At 39.9% G+C, this 24,333-nt stretch carries 36 protein-coding genes; 7 read left to right on the top strand and 29 right to left on the bottom strand.

Translation table 11 applies throughout. From position 1 onward, the window contains the following. Window positions 1-87 precede the first annotated feature (87 nt). The 12 genes from RIN81_RS02920 to RIN81_RS02865 all read right to left on the bottom strand — a co-directional run bounded on the left by RIN81_RS02920 (window position 88) and on the right by RIN81_RS02865 (window position 7,446). A complete protein-coding gene (locus tag RIN81_RS02920; RefSeq protein WP_309087208.1) occupies window positions 88-567 on the bottom strand; it encodes a phage tail assembly chaperone in 480 nt (159 codons plus the stop codon). Window positions 568-639: 72 nt separating this feature from the next. After that, the gene (locus tag RIN81_RS02915; RefSeq protein ID WP_309087206.1) at window positions 640-1,083 is read right to left on the bottom strand and encodes a phage tail tube protein; all 444 of its coding nucleotides are present in this window, start codon (window positions 1,081-1,083) and stop codon (window positions 640-642) included. Between the two features lie 3 nt (window positions 1,084-1,086). Then, window positions 1,087-2,433, bottom strand: coding sequence for a phage tail sheath family protein (locus RIN81_RS02910; RefSeq protein ID WP_309087204.1), 1,347 nt, complete (start codon window positions 2,431-2,433; stop codon window positions 1,087-1,089). Next, window positions 2,433-2,651, bottom strand: coding sequence for a YqzN/YkzM domain-containing protein (locus RIN81_RS02905; protein ID WP_309087202.1), 219 nt, complete (start codon window positions 2,649-2,651; stop codon window positions 2,433-2,435). Before RIN81_RS02905 ends, RIN81_RS02910 begins: the two co-directional genes overlap by 1 nt. 4 nt (window positions 2,652-2,655) lie before the next feature. After that, a complete protein-coding gene (locus tag RIN81_RS02900; RefSeq protein ID WP_309087199.1) occupies window positions 2,656-3,090 on the bottom strand; it encodes a phage portal protein in 435 nt (144 codons plus the stop codon). Then, the gene (locus tag RIN81_RS02895; protein ID WP_309087516.1) at window positions 3,087-3,599 is read right to left on the bottom strand and encodes an HK97 gp10 family phage protein; all 513 of its coding nucleotides are present in this window, start codon (window positions 3,597-3,599) and stop codon (window positions 3,087-3,089) included. The genes RIN81_RS02900 and RIN81_RS02895 overlap by 4 nt, the downstream gene beginning before the upstream one ends. A gap of 2 nt (window positions 3,600-3,601) precedes the next feature. Beyond that, window positions 3,602-3,958, bottom strand: a complete 357-nt coding sequence (locus RIN81_RS02890) for a DUF3599 family protein (protein ID WP_309087197.1) — start codon at window positions 3,956-3,958, stop codon at window positions 3,602-3,604. Next, window positions 3,955-4,344 carry a protein YqbG gene (gene yqbG, locus RIN81_RS02885; RefSeq protein ID WP_309087195.1) on the bottom strand — a complete coding sequence of 130 codons (390 nt, stop codon included), beginning with the start codon at window positions 4,342-4,344 and terminating at the stop codon, window positions 3,955-3,957. Before yqbG ends, RIN81_RS02890 begins: the two co-directional genes overlap by 4 nt. Before the next feature lie 5 nt (window positions 4,345-4,349). After that, entirely contained in the window at window positions 4,350-4,658 is a 309-nt protein-coding gene (locus RIN81_RS02880; RefSeq protein WP_309087192.1) for a hypothetical protein, read from the bottom strand. A gap of 127 nt (window positions 4,659-4,785) precedes the next feature. Beyond that, window positions 4,786-5,130, bottom strand: coding sequence for a hypothetical protein (locus RIN81_RS02875; RefSeq protein ID WP_309087190.1), 345 nt, complete (start codon window positions 5,128-5,130; stop codon window positions 4,786-4,788). A gap of 130 nt (window positions 5,131-5,260) precedes the next feature. Continuing rightward, on the bottom strand, window positions 5,261-6,205 hold the full coding sequence (locus RIN81_RS02870; RefSeq protein WP_309087188.1) for a phage major capsid family protein: 945 nt from the start codon (window positions 6,203-6,205) through the stop codon (window positions 5,261-5,263). Window positions 6,206-6,237: 32 nt separating this feature from the next. Then, the gene (locus tag RIN81_RS02865; protein ID WP_309087186.1) at window positions 6,238-7,446 is read right to left on the bottom strand and encodes an XkdF-like putative serine protease domain-containing protein; all 1,209 of its coding nucleotides are present in this window, start codon (window positions 7,444-7,446) and stop codon (window positions 6,238-6,240) included. A gap of 151 nt (window positions 7,447-7,597) precedes the next feature. On the opposite strand from RIN81_RS02865, the gene RIN81_RS02860 reads away from it, so the two are divergent. Next, window positions 7,598-8,308, top strand: a complete 711-nt coding sequence (locus RIN81_RS02860; RefSeq protein WP_309087184.1) for an SH3 domain-containing protein — start codon at window positions 7,598-7,600, stop codon at window positions 8,306-8,308. A 54-nt stretch (window positions 8,309-8,362) separates the two neighbouring features. On the opposite strand, the gene RIN81_RS02855 is transcribed toward RIN81_RS02860, so the two are convergent. From RIN81_RS02855 to RIN81_RS02830, 6 genes are all read right to left on the bottom strand, one after another. Beyond that, window positions 8,363-9,262 (bottom strand): phage minor head protein, encoded by a 900-nt coding sequence (locus tag RIN81_RS02855; protein ID WP_309087182.1) that lies wholly within the window; start codon window positions 9,260-9,262, stop codon window positions 8,363-8,365. Beyond that, a complete protein-coding gene (locus RIN81_RS02850; protein WP_309087180.1) occupies window positions 9,259-10,800 on the bottom strand; it encodes a phage portal protein in 1,542 nt (513 codons plus the stop codon). The genes RIN81_RS02855 and RIN81_RS02850 overlap by 4 nt, the downstream gene beginning before the upstream one ends. Window positions 10,801-10,803: 3 nt before the next feature. Continuing rightward, entirely contained in the window at window positions 10,804-12,108 is a 1,305-nt protein-coding gene (locus RIN81_RS02845) for a PBSX family phage terminase large subunit (protein ID WP_309087514.1), read from the bottom strand. Window positions 12,109-12,119: 11 nt separating this feature from the next. After that, window positions 12,120-12,875, bottom strand: a complete 756-nt coding sequence (terS, locus tag RIN81_RS02840; protein WP_309087179.1) for a phage terminase small subunit — start codon at window positions 12,873-12,875, stop codon at window positions 12,120-12,122. Window positions 12,876-13,123: 248 nt separating this feature from the next. Next, the gene (locus RIN81_RS02835; protein WP_309087178.1) at window positions 13,124-13,543 is read right to left on the bottom strand and encodes a DUF3908 family protein; all 420 of its coding nucleotides are present in this window, start codon (window positions 13,541-13,543) and stop codon (window positions 13,124-13,126) included. A gap of 121 nt (window positions 13,544-13,664) precedes the next feature. After that, window positions 13,665-14,423 carry a DUF5677 domain-containing protein gene (locus RIN81_RS02830; RefSeq protein WP_309087177.1) on the bottom strand — a complete coding sequence of 253 codons (759 nt, stop codon included), beginning with the start codon at window positions 14,421-14,423 and terminating at the stop codon, window positions 13,665-13,667. A gap of 110 nt (window positions 14,424-14,533) precedes the next feature. Here RIN81_RS02830 and RIN81_RS02825 point away from each other — a divergent pair, with 110 nt between their 5' ends. Both RIN81_RS02825 and RIN81_RS02820 read left to right on the top strand, forming a co-directional pair. Then, a complete protein-coding gene (locus tag RIN81_RS02825; RefSeq protein ID WP_309087176.1) occupies window positions 14,534-14,704 on the top strand; it encodes a DUF8096 family protein in 171 nt (56 codons plus the stop codon). A 93-nt stretch (window positions 14,705-14,797) separates the two neighbouring features. Continuing rightward, the gene (locus tag RIN81_RS02820; RefSeq protein ID WP_309087175.1) at window positions 14,798-15,508 is read left to right on the top strand and encodes an SH3 domain-containing protein; all 711 of its coding nucleotides are present in this window, start codon (window positions 14,798-14,800) and stop codon (window positions 15,506-15,508) included. Window positions 15,509-15,658: 150 nt separating this feature from the next. On the opposite strand, the gene RIN81_RS02815 is transcribed toward RIN81_RS02820, so the two are convergent. From RIN81_RS02815 to RIN81_RS02795, 5 genes are all read right to left on the bottom strand, one after another. Next, window positions 15,659-16,882 carry a hypothetical protein gene (locus tag RIN81_RS02815; protein ID WP_309087174.1) on the bottom strand — a complete coding sequence of 408 codons (1,224 nt, stop codon included), beginning with the start codon at window positions 16,880-16,882 and terminating at the stop codon, window positions 15,659-15,661. Window positions 16,883-17,029: 147 nt separating this feature from the next. Further along, window positions 17,030-17,992 (bottom strand): cell envelope integrity TolA family protein, encoded by a 963-nt coding sequence (locus tag RIN81_RS02810; protein WP_309087173.1) that lies wholly within the window; start codon window positions 17,990-17,992, stop codon window positions 17,030-17,032. Between the two features lie 131 nt (window positions 17,993-18,123). Next, on the bottom strand, window positions 18,124-18,621 hold the full coding sequence (locus tag RIN81_RS02805; RefSeq protein ID WP_309087172.1) for a sigma-70 family RNA polymerase sigma factor: 498 nt from the start codon (window positions 18,619-18,621) through the stop codon (window positions 18,124-18,126). Between the two features lie 98 nt (window positions 18,622-18,719). After that, on the bottom strand, window positions 18,720-19,265 hold the full coding sequence (locus tag RIN81_RS02800; RefSeq protein ID WP_309087171.1) for a hypothetical protein: 546 nt from the start codon (window positions 19,263-19,265) through the stop codon (window positions 18,720-18,722). Then, window positions 19,228-19,422 (bottom strand): DUF3954 domain-containing protein, encoded by a 195-nt coding sequence (locus RIN81_RS02795; RefSeq protein WP_309087170.1) that lies wholly within the window; start codon window positions 19,420-19,422, stop codon window positions 19,228-19,230. The genes RIN81_RS02800 and RIN81_RS02795 overlap by 38 nt, the downstream gene beginning before the upstream one ends. 181 nt (window positions 19,423-19,603) lie before the next feature. On the opposite strand from RIN81_RS02795, the gene RIN81_RS02790 reads away from it, so the two are divergent. The 3 genes from RIN81_RS02790 to RIN81_RS02785 all read left to right on the top strand — a co-directional run bounded on the left by RIN81_RS02790 (window position 19,604) and on the right by RIN81_RS02785 (window position 20,775). Beyond that, window positions 19,604-19,771: an aspartyl-phosphate phosphatase Spo0E family protein gene (locus RIN81_RS02790; protein ID WP_309087169.1), complete on the top strand. Its 168-nt coding sequence runs from the start codon at window positions 19,604-19,606 to the stop codon at window positions 19,769-19,771. Between the two features lie 113 nt (window positions 19,772-19,884). Then, window positions 19,885-20,070: a Spo0E family sporulation regulatory protein-aspartic acid phosphatase gene (locus RIN81_RS15740; protein WP_375164476.1), complete on the top strand. Its 186-nt coding sequence runs from the start codon at window positions 19,885-19,887 to the stop codon at window positions 20,068-20,070. Window positions 20,071-20,223: 153 nt separating this feature from the next. Continuing rightward, complete coding sequence (locus RIN81_RS02785; protein WP_309087168.1) at window positions 20,224-20,775, top strand: glutathione peroxidase; 552 nt, start codon at window positions 20,224-20,226, stop codon at window positions 20,773-20,775. Between the two features lie 220 nt (window positions 20,776-20,995). On the opposite strand, the gene RIN81_RS02780 is transcribed toward RIN81_RS02785, so the two are convergent. Beyond that, window positions 20,996-21,298, bottom strand: coding sequence for a hypothetical protein (locus RIN81_RS02780; protein ID WP_309087167.1), 303 nt, complete (start codon window positions 21,296-21,298; stop codon window positions 20,996-20,998). A 167-nt stretch (window positions 21,299-21,465) separates the two neighbouring features. On the opposite strand from RIN81_RS02780, the gene RIN81_RS02775 reads away from it, so the two are divergent. Next, window positions 21,466-21,729, top strand: coding sequence for a hypothetical protein (locus tag RIN81_RS02775; RefSeq protein WP_309087166.1), 264 nt, complete (start codon window positions 21,466-21,468; stop codon window positions 21,727-21,729). Window positions 21,730-21,837: 108 nt separating this feature from the next. Here RIN81_RS02775 and RIN81_RS02770 read toward each other — a convergent pair whose 3' ends face one another. From RIN81_RS02770 to RIN81_RS02750, 5 genes are read right to left on the bottom strand one after another with little or no spacing between them, the layout of a single operon-like run. Further along, window positions 21,838-22,059: a hypothetical protein gene (locus RIN81_RS02770; protein ID WP_309087165.1), complete on the bottom strand. Its 222-nt coding sequence runs from the start codon at window positions 22,057-22,059 to the stop codon at window positions 21,838-21,840. 19 nt (window positions 22,060-22,078) lie between these two features. After that, on the bottom strand, window positions 22,079-22,258 hold the full coding sequence (locus RIN81_RS02765; RefSeq protein ID WP_309087164.1) for a hypothetical protein: 180 nt from the start codon (window positions 22,256-22,258) through the stop codon (window positions 22,079-22,081). After that, window positions 22,255-22,467 (bottom strand): hypothetical protein, encoded by a 213-nt coding sequence (locus RIN81_RS02760; protein WP_309087163.1) that lies wholly within the window; start codon window positions 22,465-22,467, stop codon window positions 22,255-22,257. Before RIN81_RS02760 ends, RIN81_RS02765 begins: the two co-directional genes overlap by 4 nt. Continuing rightward, on the bottom strand, window positions 22,460-23,398 hold the full coding sequence (locus tag RIN81_RS02755) for an ATP-binding protein (protein WP_309087162.1): 939 nt from the start codon (window positions 23,396-23,398) through the stop codon (window positions 22,460-22,462). The genes RIN81_RS02760 and RIN81_RS02755 overlap by 8 nt, the downstream gene beginning before the upstream one ends. Next, on the bottom strand, window positions 23,301-24,206 hold the full coding sequence (locus RIN81_RS02750; RefSeq protein WP_375164475.1) for a hypothetical protein: 906 nt from the start codon (window positions 24,204-24,206) through the stop codon (window positions 23,301-23,303). Before RIN81_RS02750 ends, RIN81_RS02755 begins: the two co-directional genes overlap by 98 nt. Window positions 24,207-24,333 lie beyond the last annotated feature (127 nt).

Here is a 24,333-nt window from a genome sequence, read left to right as displayed (position 1 = left end):
CAAGAGAGGCATACACGTAAGCTTTCATCTGCTTAGGAAGCTCCCATAAGTCCCGTAGATCATGCGGCTTCCAATTACGTTCATGAATTAAGAAGTGTGCGTAGACGGCGTCTCTGTCTCCGCTTTCGATAAGTTTTTTGCCTCCTCCACCAAGTCTTCAAAGTCTTCTTCAAATCCGTTAATACGTTGCGTCACACCGATCCACTCTGCATATTCACCGCCAACCGACAATACCTTTTTAACTGCTTCCAAAGAGCTCACTACGTTATAGGATTTTAATAAATCCTTATCTTTAAAATCTGGATAAACCGTTGACTCAATGCCGATACGCGCCAGCCATTTCGGGCGGTTAAACTTCTCGCCTACCTTTTTTCCTTTTTCAAAAACAGGCTCCACACAGTCTTTTTCCAGCTCCTCGATTCGATCTGTTGAAATGGCCTTCATAATAAAAGGGATAACCTTCCCATCGTTGTCTTTAATCCGTTTTGAAACGTAAACTTCTTCCTCTGTAACTTTCTCAATCTTATCTGCCATGAAAAAGCTCATATCGCGATTTGTTGTTGCCATTGTTTGTATCCTCCTGTTAATTGAATGATATTTTGTAATAAAATCCTGCTAAAAAAGAAAAAAGACGACTGATTAAAAGTCGTCTCGCAATTCTTCTGGAAGATCGATGCCTTCCCAAGTAAACGGAAGTTCTTCTTCTAACACTTCTCCTTCGGCGTTAAGACCGGCCACTTTTGCACTGTCAAAATTGACATCATAAAGCGTTACACGTTCTGTACCACGCCCAGAGGATTTATCATCCAACACTTCCTGGAAGGTAAAGTAAGCATCTTCCCCTTTATTAACGTAAGCAGCCATTAAGCGGACAAATTTTGATGTTACTTTGTATACGACAAGCGTTCCAGATCCGCTTGCACCAATCGTTTTGTGCCCGGTCATACGGCGGCCCAGCACAGATACTTCCGTTTTGTTTTTTTCTAAATTGGCTTCAAATGATTTTGCATAAGCCAGTTCTTCACCATCGAGATAAATCCGGCCTTCTTTCCCACTGATCGTATTGCCTGAACGAAATGCCATATCTTACCGTACCTCCATATCAAAGTAGAATTTTTCTGCAGCGTCCACCGGCTGCGCCCCAACGTTGATGTAGAAGCCATCGGCTGAATCCGTTAGATTGATCGTAATATCCGTTTGAGGATCAAAATTCATCAGTGCGCCGCCTGCCTGGAGCTCTGAAAGGTAGATTGTTACAGCTGTACGGACGATTTGAGCACCATCAGCGTTTGCCGGAATGTCTTGCCCTCTCTCTTTACGCTCCTTGATCATGGCCCGCAGGTTCGCGATTAAATCCATTTGGATAGAATCCAGAATTCGGATGATCTTGTTTTTAGAGAAGCGGCGGTTTTTCTCGCTTGTGAAAGACACAAACGAGTTAATATCCTGCTCAACAGATACCGTTTTTTCGCGGGCATTGAACGTCAGCATAAATTCGCCTTTTGCTAAACGAGCAATCGTTTCATCATTGTCATAACGTGGCGCTACATCCACAGCTCCCTCGTATTCCATGAATGTGAGAGATTGATACATAGTCGTCCCTGCGCTTGCACCTGCGACCCATGCGGTTGTTTGCGCCGGTGTCAGTACCGTGCCATCTCCCAATACAGCGCCGTTTGTAACATTGATAATTCCTTCATGATCACTCGCATGTTCCGCGACAACACCCACGATTTTCACGCCGTTATTGTCGCGAAGACGTTTAACGAATGAAGCGAAAGTTGTTTTCAGTTCTGTATCAGAAGCAACCGGCAAAGCGATTGTATTAAAGTATTCCGATTCAGCAGCTGCAAAGAAATCCGCGTAGTCTTGGTTTGTCACGGTTCCGTCTGTACCAGTGGATAAAGAAACGCCTGCCGTATTGGTTAAAGCGCCCGTTCCGGAAAATGTGACCCATTTGTTTGCTTTCAGCTGGGAAGCGTTAGAAACGGTCTGCTTATCCGCTTGCATCGTGCCACCATATACCGTTACATCCTGCTTTGTTGAATCCAATACATTCGTCTGTACAACCAAACGAATGTTATTTCCGAGCGTGCCCGGATGAACGGCTGTCGCGGTCACGCCTGTTCCGATTGTTGCTGTTGCCTTTGTACCGTTGTTCAGGCGGTATACAAGAACCTTTTGGCTTTTTTTCTTTGCCTCTTTTACAAGAAGAAGAGACGGATCGCTGGCATCAAGACCGAGCTTGTCCAAGAAATCCGTTTGCGAAGTGATTTCAGTAAAGGCTTTGGCAGCTCCCCACTTCATTGCCACTGGTACCACCGTGATACCTCTTACCCCGTCTGTTAATAGGCTTTGTGCCGATGATGTGAATCGGAAGTAAATCCCTGCCCGTTCTTTTTCGACTCCCGGCATAAATGTTCCGCTATTCATTATTTAACCTCCCGTTTGAGAAATGCCGTGATCCGGCGTTTTGCCTCGGTCTTTGTCATTTCTGTTTCTTTGGCGCCATGAAATACGCCGTCAAAGATTTCTACCTTTACGCCGAATAGCTCCTGTGAATGTTCACGGAGCTGATACAGTGGAAAAGCAGCCTCTTTCTCCGCTTTACTTTCTTCTGTTGCTACTTCAGTTTTCGTTTTTGTTGTCATTTTTTCAGCCCCCTTTCCAAGACACGTTATTGAGCGGGTTAACAGCTTCCTGTTCATAAAAATAGCGGCTGTCCCATGTTAAAACAATGGGGGCCATGCCACTGCTGCCTTGCCTTGATTCAATTCGATTTAACCTTACGTATTCGCCTGTTTGAGTCCCCTCTAAATCAAGGAGAGGCACAAGCAGGCGGCGGGCGCGAATAGCATCTGCAATTCGTTCTGCTTCTGCATGAGCCTGCTGTGTGCTCTCATGAAAAATCTTGACCTGTAGGCTGTATGTTTTGGTGAAGGTAGATAGCGAATCTGGACCATCAAACGAAAACGCTGGCGGAAAATACATGGACGGTATAATTAAATCTTCCGGCACCTCTTCCTCGTAAATCATTTCCGGAAAGAGCTGATGAAAAGCCGTTCTGATCGATGCTAATTCTGGGTTCATCGGACACCCCCTAATGAATCAAGCCATCCCTGCAGGCGTTTTTCCAGGCTCTTTTCAAATATCTTTTCAAAGATTGCCATCGCATTGTCCCAGTACCCGGATCCAACCACCCACTTTACTTTCAGCAACATGCCACTTTTCCGCTCGTTCGGATCATATTCAAAGCGATCACCCTTCCAGCGGCCCGGTACCCAGCGACGGTCTTTTCCGGAATCCAGGTCAACCGTTGTGTGGCCCTCGTTCGCAAAGCTCGCATACATAACGTTTGTGCCGATCTCAAGAGTCAGCCCGCCTTCTGAAATGTTCCACACACCTTCATTATCACCACGGTTAAAAGAATTAAGCAGGCGGCGGGTATCAACCGTTTCGGTACGAATGATTTCATCCTGGATGATTTCTAAAAATTCCATGCCGGAAGCTTCCATCCACAATTTGAACTCTTTTTTCGCTTCCAAATCGGCCGCCTTTTCAACTTGCTTCATAAATTGCTTGAATCCTTTCATTTTCACGCTCATAGCCGTACCTTCCTTACTGCCGTAACTTCCTGGTGATGATTACGGATCTTTCGCGGCTTCTGCAGAATAAACTCATCTCCATCCCAAACAACCTTATCATTCATGCCAATGTCTGCATCCGGCAGGAAGTGGACCAAGAAGCTTTGAACGAGCGCCTGGGCAGGCTCTCCCTGAACAACTGACTGGCCCTTTTCTGTAAAGTAGCAGGGTACATCTTGATCGATCGGGATTTCCTCATATTCTTTCTTTTTCACAACAGAAGAAGTCGGAATGCCATAAGTAGGAGCAGCCGTTTCCTTCTCTTCCAGCCGGTAGATGTTACAACGATGATTAAGCAGCTTTCTATAACTCATAGTGCCCTCATTCTCATACGGGCCGTTCCTGGATCCGCAGGTTCTTCTTTTTTAATAAAGGGTTTAAGCAGATTTGATACATTAGGCATCGAGCTGCCAATTGCCTCTGAGACTGTGTAGGAGTAATCACCGACCTTCTCACTCTTAATGCCTTTTGTGAGTGATTCATCTGTATTGACTAAAGCAAAATACTGGGCCAGTTTAAGCACGGCCAATCGGGCTTCCGGCGGGAGCGGCTGATAGGCTTCATCCGTGAAATCATGGCCGACGATTTCCCTCACTTCCACTTCCGCTTCCAAGATGTCCTGTCCGAGAAGATCTCCTTCCCTGTTTTTCACTTCATCAAAGGATGTGTAATTTACTAATTCTTCCGCTGTAATCAGCAAAGAAATCACTCTCCTGCTTCATCTTGAAGCTTAAGAATAAGTGCGATACGTTCTTCTTCGTTCTTTGTTTCGTCTGGATTGCCGCCAAGGGTTGAAATGACTTCTTTTTGTTGTTCTGCATTCAACTTTTTTAAACTAGCTGGTGTGTGAAATTGATCCGGCTCATCAACTGCTACCTCTTCCAGATCTTCATATGTTTCAAGTAGCTGATCAATCTCTTCGTCCGACACTTCTACAGGTTCAGCAGCATAAAAAAAGCGCCCTCCACCAATATGAAGGGCCCCTTTCTTGTGTTTGTACTGTACTTTGGGCATTGTGATATCCTCCTAGCCACTTTAAATTTAATTATTGATTTTTGAATAAAGAAAAAAAGGCCGTAATGACCTTTTGATTACCCCTTGTTAAACTAGAGTCCTCGTTAGTTAAATAAGAACACTCGTTTCACTTAACTAATTCTCTTCCAAATTTATTATTCAATCGCCCTTTACATTCATCCCAAGAAGGCTTATTATCTGCTTCCCAATTGATTGATTCTAATTCGTCTGCAATATTTCTGGATACTTTCATTGCTTTTAAATGACTTCCTTTATTTCTATACTCTTTCATACTATTTTTGTTTTCCCAGATAGTTAGGGTCCAGTAAGTATCCCAACCTTCTCTATTAAACGAAGAATACAAAATACCTTCAGCTTTCCTTGATTGACTAATTGATTTGACAGTATACCAAATAAAAACAGGTAACTTTCTCTTTCCTTTTAAGCGCATTCTTGTAACGGAAACAAGCATATTCAGCCTCCCTTTTGTAAAAAATGCTTTCTATATTATTCAATTTCTCGATTTAAAATCCCTTTTTATCAAACATGCTCCTATGGTTTAACAAGAAAACCGACATTGTCCTTTAACAAAGCCAAATTTTTTAAAGCTTGTCACCTGTCATATATGCTACGGCATCAATTTCACGTACAACTGCATCTAGATAAGCATAGAGAACATGGTATGTTGCATCTTTAGCAGCTGCGGTCGCGCCGTCTGCTGTTCGGATGTAACGGAGCTGGCGTGTAAATACTGGCTTTAAATTCCCCCGTGGTGTAAGAGCCGCAAAACCATTTTGCATTTCAGCCACTACTTCAACTGGATATCCAGCTAACCGTGTAATTTTTCCGTCTTGGAGAACGGCATCACCAAAGCCGGTCTGACGGCTTGCAATCATCGCGACAAGTTTGTCATTGGTCTTCTGCGTAATAAACCATGCTATATCTGAAAAGCTTTTATAACGTTCAGGAAGCAGTTGAATATGATTTACAAAGTCCAAGATCGTTGGTTCTGCTGTTCCTAAAGCTGTTTTATTGGTAGATGCTTTCATCTTCTTAACAAAGCCATCTAGAATGGATAAAAACGGATCCGGTGTAACTCCATCCGCAAGAGTGGCTTCCGCATCTCCATTAAAAATGAGATCCTGCAAATCTACACCAAACTGCTGCTGAATCATACTAATTACTTTTTGTTCCACGTTATCGCTGCGTGATTGAACGGAATAAAAGACATCATCGTTTTGAAGCCATTCATCCCATTTCACTTTATGAACGGAATAAGGAATTTGACGAGGTACGATCGCACCGGTGCCAGTAGGAATATCTTCTTTGCCTGCTTCACGAATTTTTCTACGACCAACGGACAATGCATCGATTTTACCTGCTGCTACATCACGATAAATTGGATCGAGCTTTGGCAGAGTTGAAGCAGTATTAATTGTATCTATCAAGAAGGCCTGGGCATCACTGACTGCCATAGGAATGTCAAGATTCTTCTTAATTGTTGCTACTGTCGCTTCTTTCGTTAAAATTTGCTGATTAGTTGCCATTTAATTTTCTTCCCTTCTCCTGTGTGTATGAATTACTCAAAGTGGCGCATGTAAGATGTGCCGGTTGATTTCTGGAATTCAGCAGCTGGTGGCGTGGCGTCTCCAGGTACCTGACGTGAAACACCACGTGCTTTTTCTACTGCTTCAAGCCGGTCGTTAATCGGTGTTAACTTTTCATCTAATGCTTCTGAAAACTGCTTAAGCAATGTCTCCTCCGCAGACAGCTTGCCAGTTACTCCTTCTTCTTTTTCAATGTCATCCAACCGTTTTGTAATTGGAGTCAGTTTTTCGTCGAGCATTTTTTCAATGTCTTCTTTTTTCATTTCCTCTTCCTCCTCTGTTTCTTCTACTTCATCTTTCAGCTCGGAAAGCGCCATAAAGGCAGCATTGATTTTGTCCATTCGAGCACCAGAAATTTTTCTGCCGGCTTTTTCCATAGGTACAGGCGGTTTACCTATGGCTTTTGCGATATTCTCCTCAAGCAAAACGGTTTGAGCAATATCTACGAAATCTTGCAATGCCTCACGTATCTTTTCTTGGTCTGATTCCATGTCTTCGTCATACCAGCTATCCCAGTTAAAAATGACAGAATTGAGTGCATCCTGGGCCGCCCAAAACTCACGTCGGCGGCGGTCACTATTGTACTTATCTGCCACTTCTCCCTTTTGAATCTTCTCTCCACCTGTAAAAAAGCTTTTCATGGCATTAAAAAAGCCCTTTACTTGATCGTCACTTGACGTAGTAAGAGGCTCTTGCTCATTCTTGTCAATTGTTTCAGCGGTACCGGCCATAGAATAGCCTGTTATACTGCCTTTTTGAATTTCTTCCCATATTTCATCGGATGCTTTTGTAACCATTACCCAGGATCCCTTTGTAATTGTTTCTTCTCCGATAGTAAAATCAGTGGGTGCAATATACGACTCGACCACTTCACCAACACCTGCGTTAAAGTCATGCTGCTTATCAATGTTGCGTGCATCTTTCATAAATCCGTGTGCTGCCTTTTCAATTTCTTCGGCGGTCATAAAATCGCCATGAGCATCTTCCACTCCCGGTTCATAAACAAGGCCGTATACAAGCTGCTGGGCCGCTTCCTCTTTATTGATAAAGACCTTTATTTCTTTTTGAAATGTTGGCACCGTTTGATTAGCTGACTTTGTAAAGAAAAATTGTTTTTGATTTGCTGCCTTATCAACGTATGAAACGTGTGTAATTTCTGCGTTTACCAATTGTCTTGCCATCGAGTTTCACCTCCTTTCAACCTATCGATATCAGTAGCAACTAGTTTTTCCATTTCTACGCCTCCTTTAATAAATACCTGTGAATAAAAGTTTCATTTACACATATTTAACTCAGATATATAATTTATCTACTATGCAGGGGGGAATTATTTTGAGCAGTAAGATTTTAATTAAAAGTTTAGTGGCCTTATTTTTCGTTATAATAGCAACACTGCAATTCGGCACTTTAAACTCTAATGCAGCTGCAACGTCTAAAGTCGGCTGGGTAAGTACCAATAATGATACGGTTACAGTTAAAAGCGGTCCTGGAGCAAGCTATAAGACAGTTGGCTCTTTAAAAAATAATGCTTCTGTTTCTGTATATTCACATATCAAAAATGGTTGGACAGAAATCGGTTATAAAAGCAAAAGAGCATATATCGCGACCCAAAATGTAAGAATGTATAGTTATCTTATGGATAAGAAAAAAGTTTACACTTACAAAAGTGGCGGTGAAATTTTTACAGTTAAGTACCAAGGAAAATACTTTGTCTGGGATCAATGGATAGACGATGACGGTAATATCAGCGCCGTAAAAGAAAACAACAAAGGTTTGTATTCCGGATGGCCTGATGATCGTGAATACTTAACTAATCTCGTTTATCCATTAAAAGTCGGAAAAGAGTGGGTAACATCGGGTATAACCTACAAAATAATTAGTATCGATGGGACTTTAAAAACACCAGCTGGTACTTTTAATAATGTTGTTACTACAAAGTCATCATTCGGTTTTATTGACTATTACGCTCCAAATGTGGGTTCTATAAAGGTCATACTTGATGGAAAAGTCATTGGTGAATTAATTCACTTAGAGAACAAATAAGTTTGAAAGGGACAGATTGTTATTTAACAAAAATCTGTTCCTTTTTTAATTAGTTTAGTCTTTAAGAGCCTGCTTTCTCATTTCTTCTTTCTCCTCTTTACTTAAACCTAAAATTTTTTCATTTACCACCGCCGAAAGCACACAATGACAGTTCACCCGTTCACCTGCAGGCAAAGCGGTATCACGCGGGTGATCTGCTGCATGACCGTTTACATCGAACATTTCATCAAGACCAATTTCTTCTCCATCCAGATCCATATGTGCTTCACGCGGGTTGTTTTTCTTGCTACCGGAATGCCGCCATCGTTTTTTCTCTACGGCTGGGCTTTGCTTGTAAGATTCCACCTGAGCAACAGAAGAAGCGGTCAGTATCTCAGTAACAGCAGTTGTACGCGCCCGCGCTCGATCAAACTGTGGCAGATCTTTTATAGCCAGCTCTGCCTCCTGGATAGATCCGCCGTTTTCAATAACCTTTTTTAGTTCCTTTTCTAACGCTTCGTGAGAGTTCAATTTCATCAGTTTTCCTAATTCAGCGGACCATTCTTCAATCCAGGTAATCGAGCGGTTAGACAGTACTTCAAAAGGTACATCCTTGTCGATTTCCTCCATAATAATGGCGGCTAACCCGGCCACTGTTAGTTGCAAAAACTCGGATGTTTCCTCTTCCATTTCTTCTGCAAACTCATCGCTGGCAAAAAGGTTACTGGTGATAAAAACAAGCAGGGCTTCCAGTGTAATATCCTTACTAACAAAGGATTTCACGCCATCTAAAAAATGCTTTCGCTGTTTACGCAGAAGCTTGGCTACTTTCTTTTCGTAATCCTCTACATATTTGGGCATCATATCAAGACCGGGGAAGTCAGGGATCATCTCGACGAGCTTTAATTCATCATCTTCCTCGGCTTTAGCAATGTAGTTATTCAAACTTTTTAAAAGCTTTTCCACTTTCCTCATTGCTGCAACTCCTCAAGTACATCTCGAAGATCTTTCATAATGTTTAGAAGCTCATTGCCTGGAGCCTCTTTAGATTTCAATATCGAAGCGAGCGGATTGGTTTGCTGGGCTTGTTGCAAAGCGTTCATTACTACCGGGAAAGGTAAGTTGTATTCGTCAGGGAGCGCTTCAAGCTCTTTCCCTAACATTTCTCCTAGTAAATCCCTCAAATCATTTGGAACAGCAGCTCCAGCAGTTACAAGTGGCGACAATGCTTTCGCTGTTTCAAGAGGGTCCCCAAAGTTTGGACCCTTCAGTGATATTTCTACTTGGAAGATATCCAAATCAGTAAGAAAAAGTGTATTAAGCTTCCCAGTAATGGTCTTTCTCTCAGGCTCAAATACTTGCTCTTCCGTAATTTTTCGTGCGGTGTCAGCGGTGGCTTTGTTATAGTCCTTTGACTCTCCCGTATAGATCGGAGGCAAGCGAAAGGAAGAGCGAAGTTTATCTCTGCTTTTCTCATCATATTCAAGGAATAAAGCATCCTGCTGAAGGATTTCGGCAAGTGACTTAATTTGTACTTTTACTGGAGCTACTATTTCCTCACCAGTGTCTTCTTCACTTGAGAGACCGGCCGCTTCAAGTATTAAGAATTTGTGAGCATTATCCACGCCTTCAATATCGTTCATATACTCTTGCAGATTTGTATAGGCCTCATCAGTAAGCATTCCATTTTCAACAACAACAGCTGCAGGTACATGTCTGCCCTGTTTAAAGTACAGATAATTCAACTCTTCCGCTTTCCTGGCACCGTATTGATGAACGATATGGCCAACCCAGCGTGGAATACCGTATGTGCCAGAACCTAACTTTAAATGAACAATCTCAGATGCCTGCAAATGAGCAGGTGTCGCTTCATCGAATTGACCCGTTGAAAGGTTCATCGGACGTGGATCCCCATATTCTTTGAAGTAGACTTTTTTACCGTTAATCATTTGAACGTATTTACGGAAAGTACGCCATCGCTTAATCTTTCTCAGCTGACCGTTTTCAGTAATTGTATATTCCACTTCCTCGGGTACAGTGTGCTTGCAAACACGAATATACTGACCATCTATATACTCCATTCCTGCGGGACGATTCAGTGCATCCCGCAAAACTTCAACATAGCCATTACCCATTTTTTCACGGTCTTCTAAGGCATAACCCAGAATTGTTTCCACTTCTTCATCATAATTAAGATAGCGGAGAAACTCTTCCAACCGGGTCCACTCAGTATCAGCAGCTGTTTTCAGCTCTTCCTTTGTGTCTTTTGCGTTATAGTCAAAACGGTATTTTGGCTCGAACCCGAACCCTAAGATATTTACCCGGTATGCTTCTACACATTGCTGCAGAATCGTCGAGTATTCACCTATCAGCTTAAGCTCTTTTAAGTTATAAGGTGGCTCAATAATATCGTCATTATAGGCCGTGCTGAAGGGGTCGTCATAAATCTGTTTTGTATTTGATGAAGCAGTTTGCGATTTGATAATGGTTGCCTTCATTCTTTGCTCTCCCATGCGTTACCTCCTCTCTCTAATTGGTCTTCTACTACTAGGCCGCTCACGCTGACCTTTCTCTTTCAAGTCAGTTACCTCATAGTTATCAAGCCCATACCAAATAGCCGATAAAGTGTGTGGGTCAATTTTAAATTCGTCCTCAATGATGTCTCCGTTCTTATCGATTGCATACGTTAAATCTTTCAGCTCATAAATCGTATTGGTACATTGCTCAGAACAAATGATTTTCCTAAAGCGTTTCACCTTTTTAATGTACTGAAGCCGGGATCCTTTAAACTTCTTTGCGCCAACCATATTGAACCCCATCCGCCTAAAATACTTGATGGTTTTCGGCTCAGCGCTGTCCGCTTTAATCAATTCTTTCGTTTCAGCAAACTCCTTTAATTCCTCGGCCGTTTGATCATCTGTCATTTGGTTTTTATAGTACTCCCAGTAGATATAGAGAATTTTCTTCTCATGGTCTACTGCTAAACGAAGCAGAGCATTGTAGGAGTCAACAAAGCCGAAGTCCATTCCAGCCCTCATTAATGGTTTATTAATTAGAGCGATGGCTTCCATAACCTCTTCATGAGGTGCGACAGTAAACTGCGGCAGTACCTTAATTCCATTCACGCCAAAACGACCTTTCCGGGCAATTCGGTAAAGGTCTGGATCATATTCTTTCAGTTCATCTAGTTGAGCGATATAACTCTCCGGCAGAAAAAGGTTATCTTTAGCAGTTGAATGGTGATAGTACGTATCATTGGTGACAATCGTTCGCTTTTCATATAATTCAGCGTCATCTAATATGAGACGCTTGTTTATATCATCCCGGAAGAAGTGTTTAAAGGACCAGTTATCTTCCCCAACCGGGTTAGTGGAAAGTATCATGTGCAACTTTAAAGTTGGATGCCTTAAGCGGCCCAGGAGCTCCTTAAAACCTGCGTATTTTACTTCCGAACACTCTTCAATCCAAATGACTGAAATGTTGTTAATGGATTTTAACTTAGCTGGCTTATCCATTCCTTTAAAAATAATCTTACTGCCATTCGGAAAGCGGATTTGCATTGGAGATGTCATGCACTTTACATGATCCTCCAATCCCAAATCGATAACTAGCTCTTCTAGTAAAGAAAACGTGGAGTCACGGTGTGTATCGTACACTTCACGGACAATTAAAGCCGTTCGTTTTTCTTCAAGCAGCTTCAAAATAATTTTTAAAGCTACATGATAGCTCTTACTGCTGCCATAACCACCAACAAGAAACTGAAATTTCGTGGACCAATCAAACAAGAAGTCGTCAAAATGAGGATTGACCTCTTTTTCAATTGCTAAGGCACTCATGTTTGATCACCTTTTCGCTTAATCATAATTTGAATTGGTCGCTCTTCCATGTTTTTACCCAGCTTATCGATTTCCGTTTTCGTTTTGTCGAGTGTGAGGCTCATTTGCTTTAACTTCAAGCGGCGCTCATCGTAAATATGCGCCAGCTCGTCAAACTGTTTAATCAAGGCGCGGAGTTCGGCCATCGCCCTTGATTGAGCGTTTAAAAAGGTTGCCTGCCGATCCCAAGCAAATTGAAAATCCCATTCCTGCTTTTCTCCTGTTGAACTGTCACTAGAATGAGTTTCTATTTTCTTAAGCTCTTTGATCATTTCCGCTTTATCCTTCACCCACATAATCTGCTGGGAGCGGATGATCGCAGCAAACTGAATCTGTATCTGTTGCCAAATCAAATCAACGGCAGACATCTCAGTCATTGCATCCATAATTTCTTTTGTTTCATCGGGCAAGAACTTTGAGAACAGTCCATGCTTCTCTGCTGCTTTGTTGCGTTTCGGAAATTTAGTTGAAGGATTAGGATTCCCTCTGTTACCCGGCTGACCACCATGCTTTTTCTTGGTTGCATCTTTTTGTTTAATGGTTGCAACCTTTTCACTTTTGGTTGCATCCTTTTTCGTGGGATCCCTCGACCATCCTTCACGACTTTTTCGGCTTTTTAAAGTACCGAGTTTTATATCATGCTTCTCTGCTAGTGCAGTAAGCGTGACCTTGGTTGTCTCCCATTCCGACCTGATAGCATCCCATTTCGCCACTTCACATCACCACCACCTCCGAGATTGTTTTTAAGTAAAGCAAAAAGCATCTCAAATGAGATGCACAGGCTGTCGACAAAGTCGACAGTCCTTTTTAATATTGAATGAGCAATCAAGATTTTGTGTTGTTTTAGTTACAAGTCAACTAAATAAGCTAAAACAAGAAGACGAAAACCCCATTTTCGCAGAAGTTCTTTTCGAAAATAGGGTTTGTCTACACTCTGAGCATCTCAAATGAGATGCACAACTTATTGTAAATATTTATAAATATCCAAAATTATTTCTTGCAGTTTAAAATTATGACCAACGCTATCTAATTTACTATCTAAAAAATAAGTATCGCCATTATCAAAATGAAGAGTTATGGATGAAGAATGTCTATCTTTGTGTAATAACTCAACCCTTGAAACAGTATTTAAAGTCCTATCCATTATAGAAACATATCCACCTTCCAAGAAACTAATGATTCTTATCTTTTCTTTTTCGAATAAAAAAATCTGTGCTTCATTAAAAGACTTGTCTTTAAAAAGATAATTCTTAGGATAAAAATGCAATATCTTAGACTCATCGACAATATCATTTAACGAATAGTACTGATCTTCAATATCAGAGTTGTAAAAGCCTAATCTTTTCATGCCCTCCAAAAACTCACTATAAATAATATCCATAATGGTAACCTCCCTTCGCTTACTCATTTCAACAAAAGGAGATATTTTCCTTCCTCTGCTCCTTACGCTAATCGCTTTGTGTATTTGGGCATAAAAAATAGCACCCTTGGAGGATGCCGATTTATATGACTCGACTTACTATGAAACGCCAGTCATTATCCACTTGGAAGAAATCACCTCGCATGAATTCTTTCAACCCAAAATAAACTGTCATGTTTCTTATGACACTTATTGTAAAATCTAAAACATATTTTCTGATACGAATATCTAGCGCTTCGTTATATTCAAATTTACTGTAACTAAATGTCTCATTATCTTTAGCCACTCCATAAGAGTGTCTAGTCTGCGGGTTATAATGAACATAACCGCTTAACATTGTATACACTTCCGCATATAGTTCAAATTGATATGTTTTTTTAGATAAATCCTTTATGCTTTCGAGATGCTGAACTCTATTTCTTTTAGGCTTGTCTTCAAAGAAAGACTGAATATACTCATCATAATCATGTATTTCTTTCGGCGACTCTTCTTTCAGTTCATTCAGGGTTCTCCCAAGTCTCCATTGTTGATACGCAAGATGATCCTTATACTCTTGCTCCACTCTATCTCCATCGCTCTTATTTAGCCTAATATAATTACTATGAAGATATGATTCCAATATTATTCTTAATTGCGGCAACACTTCAATATAATTATTTGGTATATCCGAATTGAGTATAACGTTGCTTGTTTGAAAAGCTCTTTTTGTTTTCGAATAAAGATCGTACATTATCCCGTTCAACCATCCTTCTGATGAACGGAACCCATCTTGTTTCTCCATACTTTCAAATAGATCAGTAATTCTGTCATTAAACAAAATTAACCCATCGACATTGCTCACCTTACCACTCCCCTCTAACAAAACCTTTCGATAAGAACCTTTATTTTCCTGCCCTCCACTCGACATAAAATCTGCTATTATGTTCAAGTAACTTCAAAGGAGTGTGCAGCATGGAAACGAAACAGGAAATCGATTTGAGTGTCACATATAATATTCGTGAATATCCAGATATTAAAAGCGGACGCTGCGATAACTGCGATAATGCTCAGTTTAAAAGCTCTATTAAAAATATGATATTTCTTCGCGAGTGCCGACATTGCGGCATGAAGAAGATTGTTTAACCCCGTCTCTGATGGGGTTTTATTTCTATTCTTATATTTACATGTATTTACCAACGTAGTATGATTGACCCATAAAAGGCAGGAGGTATTTACATGTCCATAAAAATAGTGAACAAAGTTTTATTAGCCTTTGTTCTAATTATTTCAGCAGTATTGGCATTCCAAATTCCAGAAAGTAAGGCTGCATCAACAAAGAATGGCTGGGTTAGTATTAGCAGTGGTACTCTAAACGTACGAAGCGGTCCAGGTACTAACTATAAAAGTGTTGGTTCACTAAAAAACAATGCTCAAGTAACCGTGTATTCACAAACAAAAAGTGGATGGTCTGAAATTAGATATAATAACAAAAAAGCCTATGTTTCGTCTAAATATCTAAGAATGTATAGTTATTTAAGAGATAAAACAAAGCTTTATACATATGAAAGTGGCGGCCAGCGTTATACAGAACGGTTTATAGGAACTGAAGAGGGCTGGGATAAATGGACATCTTCCGGGCAAATATACGTATATAGAGAAGATAACCGAGGCTTGTACGCCGGATGGTATGATTCAGAATTTTTGACTGAACTTGTTTATCCTTTAAAAGCCGGAAAAGAATGGACTGATATTGAGACCGAAAGAAAATGGAAAATAACCGCTCTTAATGGTACTTTAAAGACACGAGCGGGGACTTTCAAGAATGTAGTTACTGCAAAATCACAGGATGGTTACACAGATTATTATGCTCTAAACGTTGGTCTTATAAAATCTGTATACAAAGGAGAAACCTCTTACGAACTGATTAAGCTTGTTAAAAAGAAATAATTTTAACCCTGCCAACTAACTGGCAGGGTTTGTTTTTTTTGCTCTCTCATATATACGGCATCTGCACGACAAAATTAGTTAGAAAGCGTATAATTTCACTTCATCTTTCCTTCAAAATTTGAAAATGTACTTTAAGAATAATATAGAACTTTACGCGTTACTTGTCCCATCTTCCTGTTTCTTTAATTCTCTCAACAATTGGTCAACAGCTGTTTGGCCAGGGACAAGAGCCTCAACGTTTTCAACAATTTTTTCTCTTGTTGTTTTTTCACCTGTTGATTCAGACTGATCAGCGAATTCATTATGAACTTGAGGTTCATTCATTTTCCCATTGTAAAATAAATTATTTGTTGGATCGCTATCTGGTACTGTTCGCACATGCTCTTCTACGAGTATCAATTCATCATTTAGCATTTCTTTATTTGAACCATCATAAGATAAATTGTTTGTTACATCCCCATCCGGTACAGTTCGTACATGCTCTTTTACCAATATCAATTCTTCGTTTGGCGCTCTTTTATCTGGACCATCATATGATAAGTTGTTTGTTGGATCCCCATCTGGTGCTGTTCGCACATGCTCTTTTACAGATACTAACTCTTGATTTGGTGCTTTCTTATCCGAGCCGTCGTACGATAAGTTATTTGTCGGCTCCCCATCTGGTACTGTTCGCACATGATCATTTACATGAACAAGAGGTTGTTCGGTAGGTATAACCGTTCTTGTCGCTACTACTTCTCCAGTTCCTATTTTTGTTTCTGTATACGCCTCGCCGCTAACTGGTTTTGTTTCTACAGTTGTTTCAGCAGAGAAGAAGTCGCCACCAATGTGTAATTTTAGGAACGGTAAAACAAATGCAATAATTATAACAGGGACACTTCCCATAATCCCTAGTGCTGCATAACTTGTATAGTTGAATTGATAAAGCCAACGTAATAGCAATCGAAGACAAACAAAACTAAGAACGCTAATTATAACTCCTTCGATAACTATACTTGGCGATAGGAGGCTATATGTATGTAGGTAGGTGGATCTTCCAATTAACCCTCCCGAAACTCCATATAAAAGTAGACCTGCCACGAAGGGCCTCCAGTTGCTTACTACATACCCAATCCTTTTAATAAATAGCACAACCATTATTATGAAAATAACAGGAGCCAGAAAGGGCAAAACAGCTGAAATTCCTCCCAAAATAAGCATCCAAAAAAGCATGGATTTTAACAACTTAAATGAAGTTACAAGAAAGAATATTATCAAACCAATACTGAAAAGAATAGGGTGTAAATAACCCAGAAAAACTACTAAAGGAAATAAATAAATTGCCGTTTTGTGATGAGTCGTTTGGGATTGATCTGCTACCCAATCTTGATTCACTATTTAACCCTCCTTTTATTTTGTGCAAAAAGACCTACAACAACTTTACTATTGCACCAAACTGTCCCAAAAATGGGTACCTTTTTCGAAATTTATAAAGTAAAAAAGAAAAAGCACCCCTTAAAGAAAGGATACTTTAGTTCTAACTTATCTAGGCGAGAATGCACCACCTAAATAAGTTTTAGGAGCATAGAATTTATCACATACATTGTTCGGAGACACTTCTACTTTATGTTTTGCACACATATTTTTTCTATTTAGGTTCAAACAATTATTACACCGCTTAAAAGAAGTATCTTTAGCGTTTCTAATTTTTGAGTAATAGACAGTATCGTTTTTCTTAACTGCCCGCCCTTCAGAGCTTTTCAAGTCGTTATCCATTAACGCTTTTTTCCTTGCTATGCGACTTGCTTCTTTTATTTCTTTTCTGCTTCTTAATGGTGGTAAGAGCTTCTTTCTACGAGCTTCCTCAGCACTTCTTTGGAACTCCTTTAATGCTTTTAACTGAGCTGATTTTTTTAACTGAGCTAATTCTTTTTCTCTAGCTATTAGCTGACCTGCTCTTTCAACTGATGCAAGCTCAGCCTTTCTTTTATTCTCCCATAACTTCTCTTTTATAGCCTTTTCTCTTGCCTTTTCTCTTTCCAACTTTTTAGCTTTTTCTCTTTTCCGGATAGCTTCTTCTTCGACTCTCCATTTTACCCTTGGAAGGTTTAATATAATTTTTTCATAATAAAATGTATTAGGTACTGTATATATAATAGAAATATCAATATCAACGATATCCAAAACTGTTCTATGTACTTCTTTTTTTATTCTATTCCGGTCGACAGTTACATAATAGCGAAAATCATACTTATCATTCTCACGCTTTATTACTCGGAAGAAGTTATAAGCCATAAGTTTATTTATTGATCCCTCAGCACTTCTTTTTGGAAAGTTCAAATGAGCTGTCAACTTGGCTTGGTTATCAAAATTTTTCTTATTAACAAAAACTTTATATTTATCATCAGCTTCTTTAAAGTCAGACTTAGCAACCCCTAAAATATCCAACATAAAATAAACTTCATTTTTCAACAACTTGAGTTCCACTTTAATTTCTGGTTCCATTTAAGAGTTTCCCTCCCTTTATTAATACATGCCTTGCCAAAAACCTCTAAAAAATAGCCATATATTATTATCTAACAAAAAGGTCTAATTACCTATATTTTTCTTTCGGCAAATTTCGACACAACTAAATTTCACTTCTTAACAAACAAAAAAAGGCTGCTGTTTTTTCTATCTTCAATTTTCCGTTCTGCCCGTTTCAGGTACGTCTGGACAGATGATTTTGTAAGTCCCAGCAACTCCGCTGTATACTCAAACGTTAATCTTTCAGCTTTAACCAATGTAAATACATCTCTTTCCCTTGCCGTTAGATCAGCCAACATATCATCCAGCAGCCATTTTTCCTCCTCTGTTAGCTTTCTCTCTTCACTAGTCACTTTATTTGGCACTACAACTTCAATTATTTTTGGATCTAACGTATAAACGCCTGTCCGATCTGCCCCGCGTCTTGCATCAGGATTCCGGCCGGACGCCATCCATTGAATCGCAAACTCCATTTCGGTGATCATGCTGTTAATGAGCGTCTTATCCTGGAGATCCTGCTCTAACAATTCTGACTTGGATTCGATGGCTGCTTTCATTTCCTTGAGAGCTCTTAGCGACTGTTTGTATTCATAAATGAGTGTTCGCATGTTCATTCCCCATTTCTTGTTATTAGACAAATAAAAAAGGACACTAAACAAACGCCGCTTGTGCGTTCATTTAATGCCCTCGGTTTTTCCGTAAGGTTTTATTGTTTATGCAATTTTTCGTAAGTGATATAGTCTTCTTTGCCGCGGCAGAAAAAACAATCTTTTTCTTCATCAATTGTAAGCTTATCAAAAAGCAATGTATTAAAAGCTTTTTTCTTTGCAATACAGGAACGATGCTGCCCATCATCAAATTGAATATGACCACACTTTTTCCTTGTCGCTTCAATTGACAAAGAGCTCGTTAAATAATTATCACTTTTCATTATCCGGAGTAATACCCGACAATAATCTACTTTTTCCGTATCCACATCTGTTTTCAAATTTAACCGTTTTTCATACTCTTCGGGCGTTAAATCAAATGTACATGTACCACTGACAAGCTTATGACAATCTTTTTTTCCAAACAGATAACAAAAAGACTCGTCTTCGGGATCGACTAGTACATTTTCAAAAGTTTCTTTTTCCACTTCACATCTCAGTTCCTTTGTTTTTTCATATTTACTATAGAGCGTTTGATTATCAAGATAAGATTTGTTCTTTATCTTTTTATATTGTTCTCTTTTGAGAAATTCGAACTCTTTCACTTCTAATCACATCTAAAACTTTTCCATTTTGCCAAACAATTGTATCCTCCCCAAAAGATTTAGCTGTTATTTTTGTTGGCTGGCCATCGATTATTATATATACTGCATTTTCCATTAAGCTTATTTCTGCTGTCAACATTTCTTGATTAATTTTCATGCCGTAGAAGCCCCCAGTCTGTTAAAATAGAAGTGCGAGTAATACTTTAAAGGCCGGGGACTTGTTCTCGGCTTTTTATTTTTATAAAAAATACATTTTTCGACAAATAGTTATTCCCTTTTATATATAAATATTCTATAATATCCCTAAAGATGGTTACTATAAACTCAGGAGGAACGTCATGAATTATACCCAAGGCGCTTTTTGTGACTTACTTGCACGTATTAATAACCTTCGCCATCTAATGATTACAGCGGGACAGCAATATGGCCTTGGCAGCCAAGAAACGCTGCACTATAGTGAACAGTTAGATGAGCTGATTCTTCAATATCAACTTCAAAATAGATGATCTACTCTAAAGTCGATAATTTTTTGGCTTTTTTTTATTTATAAAAATACAGTTTCCTTCCCTTTCGCTTGGGTATATATACCTTTATAACAGAAAGGAAAAGGGTTAACAGTATGAGCAAAGATAAAGAAAGTATTGATTATTTGTTACTAGAGATAGAAAGAGTTCGTGAATTACTAAATAACGCTATTCGATCCTATGGGCTCTCCAGCGAAGAAGCATTATTTTGCAGTGAAGAGTTAAATAAATTGATTATTCATGTTCAGCTTCACAATCGGAAAGTCTCTTGTTATACATAACCCTATATGCAAGATCACGCAGCCAAAGTTTTTCTGGCTGTTTTTTTATATAAGGCCCACCATTTGATTGCCTGTTCACCCCTTGCAATAGTATTATAGTCCTTAGTAACAAAAACCTATTCAATGCATTACGCTTACAACGGAGGAAAACATATGAGTATTTATGACTTTTCAGCAAAGGCAATGAACGGACAGGAAATCAGCTTAGAAAAGTACAGGGATAAAGTAGTATTGATTGTTAACACAGCCAGTCAATGTGGCTTTACATTTCAATACGAGGATTTACAGCGCCTGTACGATCGCTACAAAGAAAAAGATTTTGTTATTTTGGGTTTCCCATGCAATCAGTTTGCAGGGCAAGAGCCTGATAATAATGATAAAGTTCAATCGTTCTGTACCCTGCGTTATGGTGTATCTTTTCCAATGTTCCAGAAAGTAAATGTGCGTGATGAGGGTGCTCATCCGCTATTTGAGTATCTTGCTTCTAAAAAACCATTTGAAGGTTTTAATGAATCTCATCCAGTTGCAAAAGTCTTAATCCCTTTATTGAAAGAGAAACATCCAGAATACCTCTTTGGCGATGCGGTTAGATGGAACTTTACTAAATTTCTAATTGATAAAAAAGGAACTGTCCTTAAGCGTTACGAAGCAACTACTGACCCAATTGATATGGAAAAAGATATCGAATTACTTCTTAAATTCTAGTTATTGAAATAGAAATTCCTTGTATAAAAGGAGTTTCTATTCTTCTTCACAAGAAAAAATCCTCCCTGCAGTCAGGTTCCCGCCTGGCTGCTTTTTTGTTTTCAATTTCTATTACGCATATTTTTTCTTCTGATGAAATACACTTTATCAATGCTTACTCCAAGCAGGCACCTCAGTTCGCTATGCTAACTCTAAACCCGGGCGTACCCCGGGGGTTTTTTTATGCAAATCCCCACCGCCTTTTCGCTTCCTCCAGCCAACCAGACGGTAAATGAGGATATCGATTAATAATGTTTTTTTCCGTTAAACCCTGTTTAAGATAACGCTCGTACTGCTGCTTGTTTGGCCGCGTCAGACAGAGATCATTCCTTTTTCGCTCACTACTTTTTGAAAATCGAAGAGCATCCTCTTGTTCTGCTATCTTCACATAAGCCGGTCGCTTTGACCCAAACTTTTCAGCACAATAAGCTTGTACTTCCTCTGGTGTCCATTGCTGAACTATTACTGCTCCACGATATGCCATTAATTGTTCACTCCAATTCTCGACCTTAATTCTTTTAAACTAGTCGTTTTATTTTGATTAACTTTCTAAAATGAAAGAGCTTCTTCAAGTTTTTGCTTCATTCCTGTAATAATCTAATCCTCTAAACAATAGGATTAGGTTAGTACAACAACTTGGAGGTGCATCAAATGTTTAATGAAAAATTCGAATTAGAAGCTCTTTATGATGTAAGAGAAAAACTACATGAAATTCAAGAATGGTCCGTTGCTCAAACATACGACAATCAAGAGCTTTACGATATAATTGATGGGCTGTGCCGAGTTGCAAACATGTATAATGATGTTGTAATTCAAGCTGTCAGGGATAAGGGGATTTTCACAGCAAACCCACAAGACTACATTGAGAGCAAGCTGGGAGCGTCTTATGGCGCCTATAAATATAGAGAAGACTAACCAAGAGCCCTTTCGCTAAGGGCTTTTGTTTTTTAATCCACCCAAATACTATTTATTAATTCTTTTCGATAATTTAATGAATTTTGCACAATGTTAACTATGTTTTAATTAGTGCAAGATACCTTTAACTGTAAATTTCCGATGCTCTCCATTTAAGAAACGAACCTCAATGACGTCCTGCTGAGAACTAGCTTTCACTTCAGCGATGCTTCCAAGTCCATACTGTTCACGTTCTTTGCTTGATAAAGATAATAAATGCTTTTGATGTGCTTGAATAAATAATCTGCGCTCGGCATCGGTTAAGTTTTCATATCCTTCAATTGGTTTCATAACAATTTTCCTTTCTAGATTATTTGCCTCGGATTTCCATCCTTAGGTTATCCAGATATCGGCTGAACATCCGATGCCCGTCCAGGATTTGTGCTGGTTCTGTTTCCCCGCAAGCAATGATCATTTCAACTACACCCATTTCCTTGCCCTTTTCTCGATGGTGATTGACTAGTAGCTGGCATACTTGGTGTCTGTTCACGCAGCATCACCTCCTGCTTTCTCTTCTTTAAGTCGTTTGCGGGCTTCTTCAATGCGCTTATCAAATGCCACCCTTCTGGCCTGCCATTCTTCATCCGTGAGCGGCTTTCGCCCAGGCTGCGGCTGAAACGTATACATTCCAGCTCCTTTATATGCCACCTGACGCGAATCACTGCTTTGTAAAATGATTGAATTGTTTTGTTCAGACACCCTTTAATCCCTCCAAACGATGATTTAATTCCAGTCGATTCCCTTCGATCACAACCGTGAAATCTTGGCACATTTCATAAATTCGGGAGCCAAGCGCCTCATCCACTTCATCAAGCTGATCAACATCCAGTTCGGATGAAACCAGGATTGGCAGATGGTTTAGGTATCGGTAGTTGATTACTGCATACATTTGCTCGATCTGCCACTCGGTTGCCCGAGGCTTACGATTTGTTCCCCGGCCTACCGGCTTAAACAGATCATCAATAAACAGCACATCTGCTTTTTTCATTCGGTCTAGCTTGGGTGCTATCTGCTCAAAATCTTCTTTCAGGTCATTAAAGCCTTCCACGTAAGGAAAGTAGTGAACTGAAATGCCTTTCTTAATGAGCAAGTTATTCGATATCGCCATCAGCAGGTGTGTTTTTCCGCTGCCAGGCTGTCCGAGGAGCGCCATGCTGTTAGCTCGCCCGCCACGGATTTTATCGAATTCTTTGTAGTAATCCATGGCACATTCTTTCATGTCAGCAACAATCGCAGCTTTGCCGTCCGTTCTGAAATTTTGGAAGCCAAGTTGTTTGAATTCGTCCGTAATGTCACTGGATTTCATCAGCCGATGCAGACGCACCTTCTTCACACAGTCACACCGTACAGAATGTTTTTGCTGCCACTGATTTGCTTCTTCCGGTCCGCATACCCTCATTGCAAGAAAATCGAATTCAAGCACCATTCGGTTCGGATCTGGAGTCAGCTTTCCGGTGTCAGGGTTTTCAGTCCATTCAGCATCTTTATGAACACGGTAATTGATCATCAGCTGGTCTTCACACTTTAAGCAATTAACCTTTTTTTCTGCCAAGCCAACCGGTTTTGCCGCCGGTGAGGGAATCCCTCTTTGGTGAAGTTCGGCCATGATGTCCGCTAGTTTTCTTGCCATCGTCTGGTATCCTCCGTTTCGCTAAAATTTTGGCAGCCTCTTTTGCTTCTAAGGCTTGATGGTGATCAAGGATATAGTCCTTGCAATATTTAAAACTGGTAATCTTGCCGTTTGGCTTACGCTTTTTATAATCCGCAAAGCATTGCTCAAGAAATTCGATAGTTCGGGAGACCGACACTCCGTGGACGACTATCTGGGCGATTTCTTGATAATCTTCAATGCTCGGAAAACTTACTTTGCCTTGCTGGGCTGTTTTCAAATCTGCAAACCGTTCAGCGATTAAATCGACAGGGTCAGATTCTTTAGTAGTATTAGTATTTTTGTTTATCCCTGTAATATCTTTATTAGATGCGACACTTTTGTCGCTTCTCTTGGACAAATATGTCGTATCACTATCCGACTGATCAGACATTTTTGTCTCATCACTGAGTGAATGAACCGACATATCTGTCGTATCACTTTTTTCTGATGCGACAGATATGTCTGGCTTATTAATGTACTTCTTCGAATTTCTTACTGAAAAAATTAATCCATGAGGAGCACGGGTAGTTTTGATATACTCGTATTTCTCCAGGTCATTGATCCAGCGCTCTACTGTCTTTTCGCTAACTCCGAAAATTGGCGCAATGTCTTTCTTCTTCAACGGCTTGTTTCCTAGCACGATGCCCCAGTTCACCCCGTCTCGCTCGACTTCTTTTGTTGTTGAACTGACACACCAGAGAAATAGCCACAATGCTGAACCGATCTTTTTGTAATGTTCTGGCTCCAACAAACCGGAGTACATTGGAAACGGATAACTGTCTGGCACCAAATCACCGCCTTAGTGTTCTTTCTTAACCAGTACTGCCTGTTTTTCAATGCGCAGAAGCTTTAGATGAGGATGAGAAGACTTAAAGTAGCCTCTCACCCATCGGATATATTCATCGTTGTCTTTG

The organism is Domibacillus sp., from assembly GCF_031181085.1.
In the GTDB taxonomy this organism is placed as follows: Bacteria; Bacillota; Bacilli; order Bacillales; family Domibacillaceae; genus Domibacillus.
The sequence above is the reverse complement of the archived record's forward strand: the minus strand, read 5'-3'. Positions and strand labels throughout refer to the sequence as shown.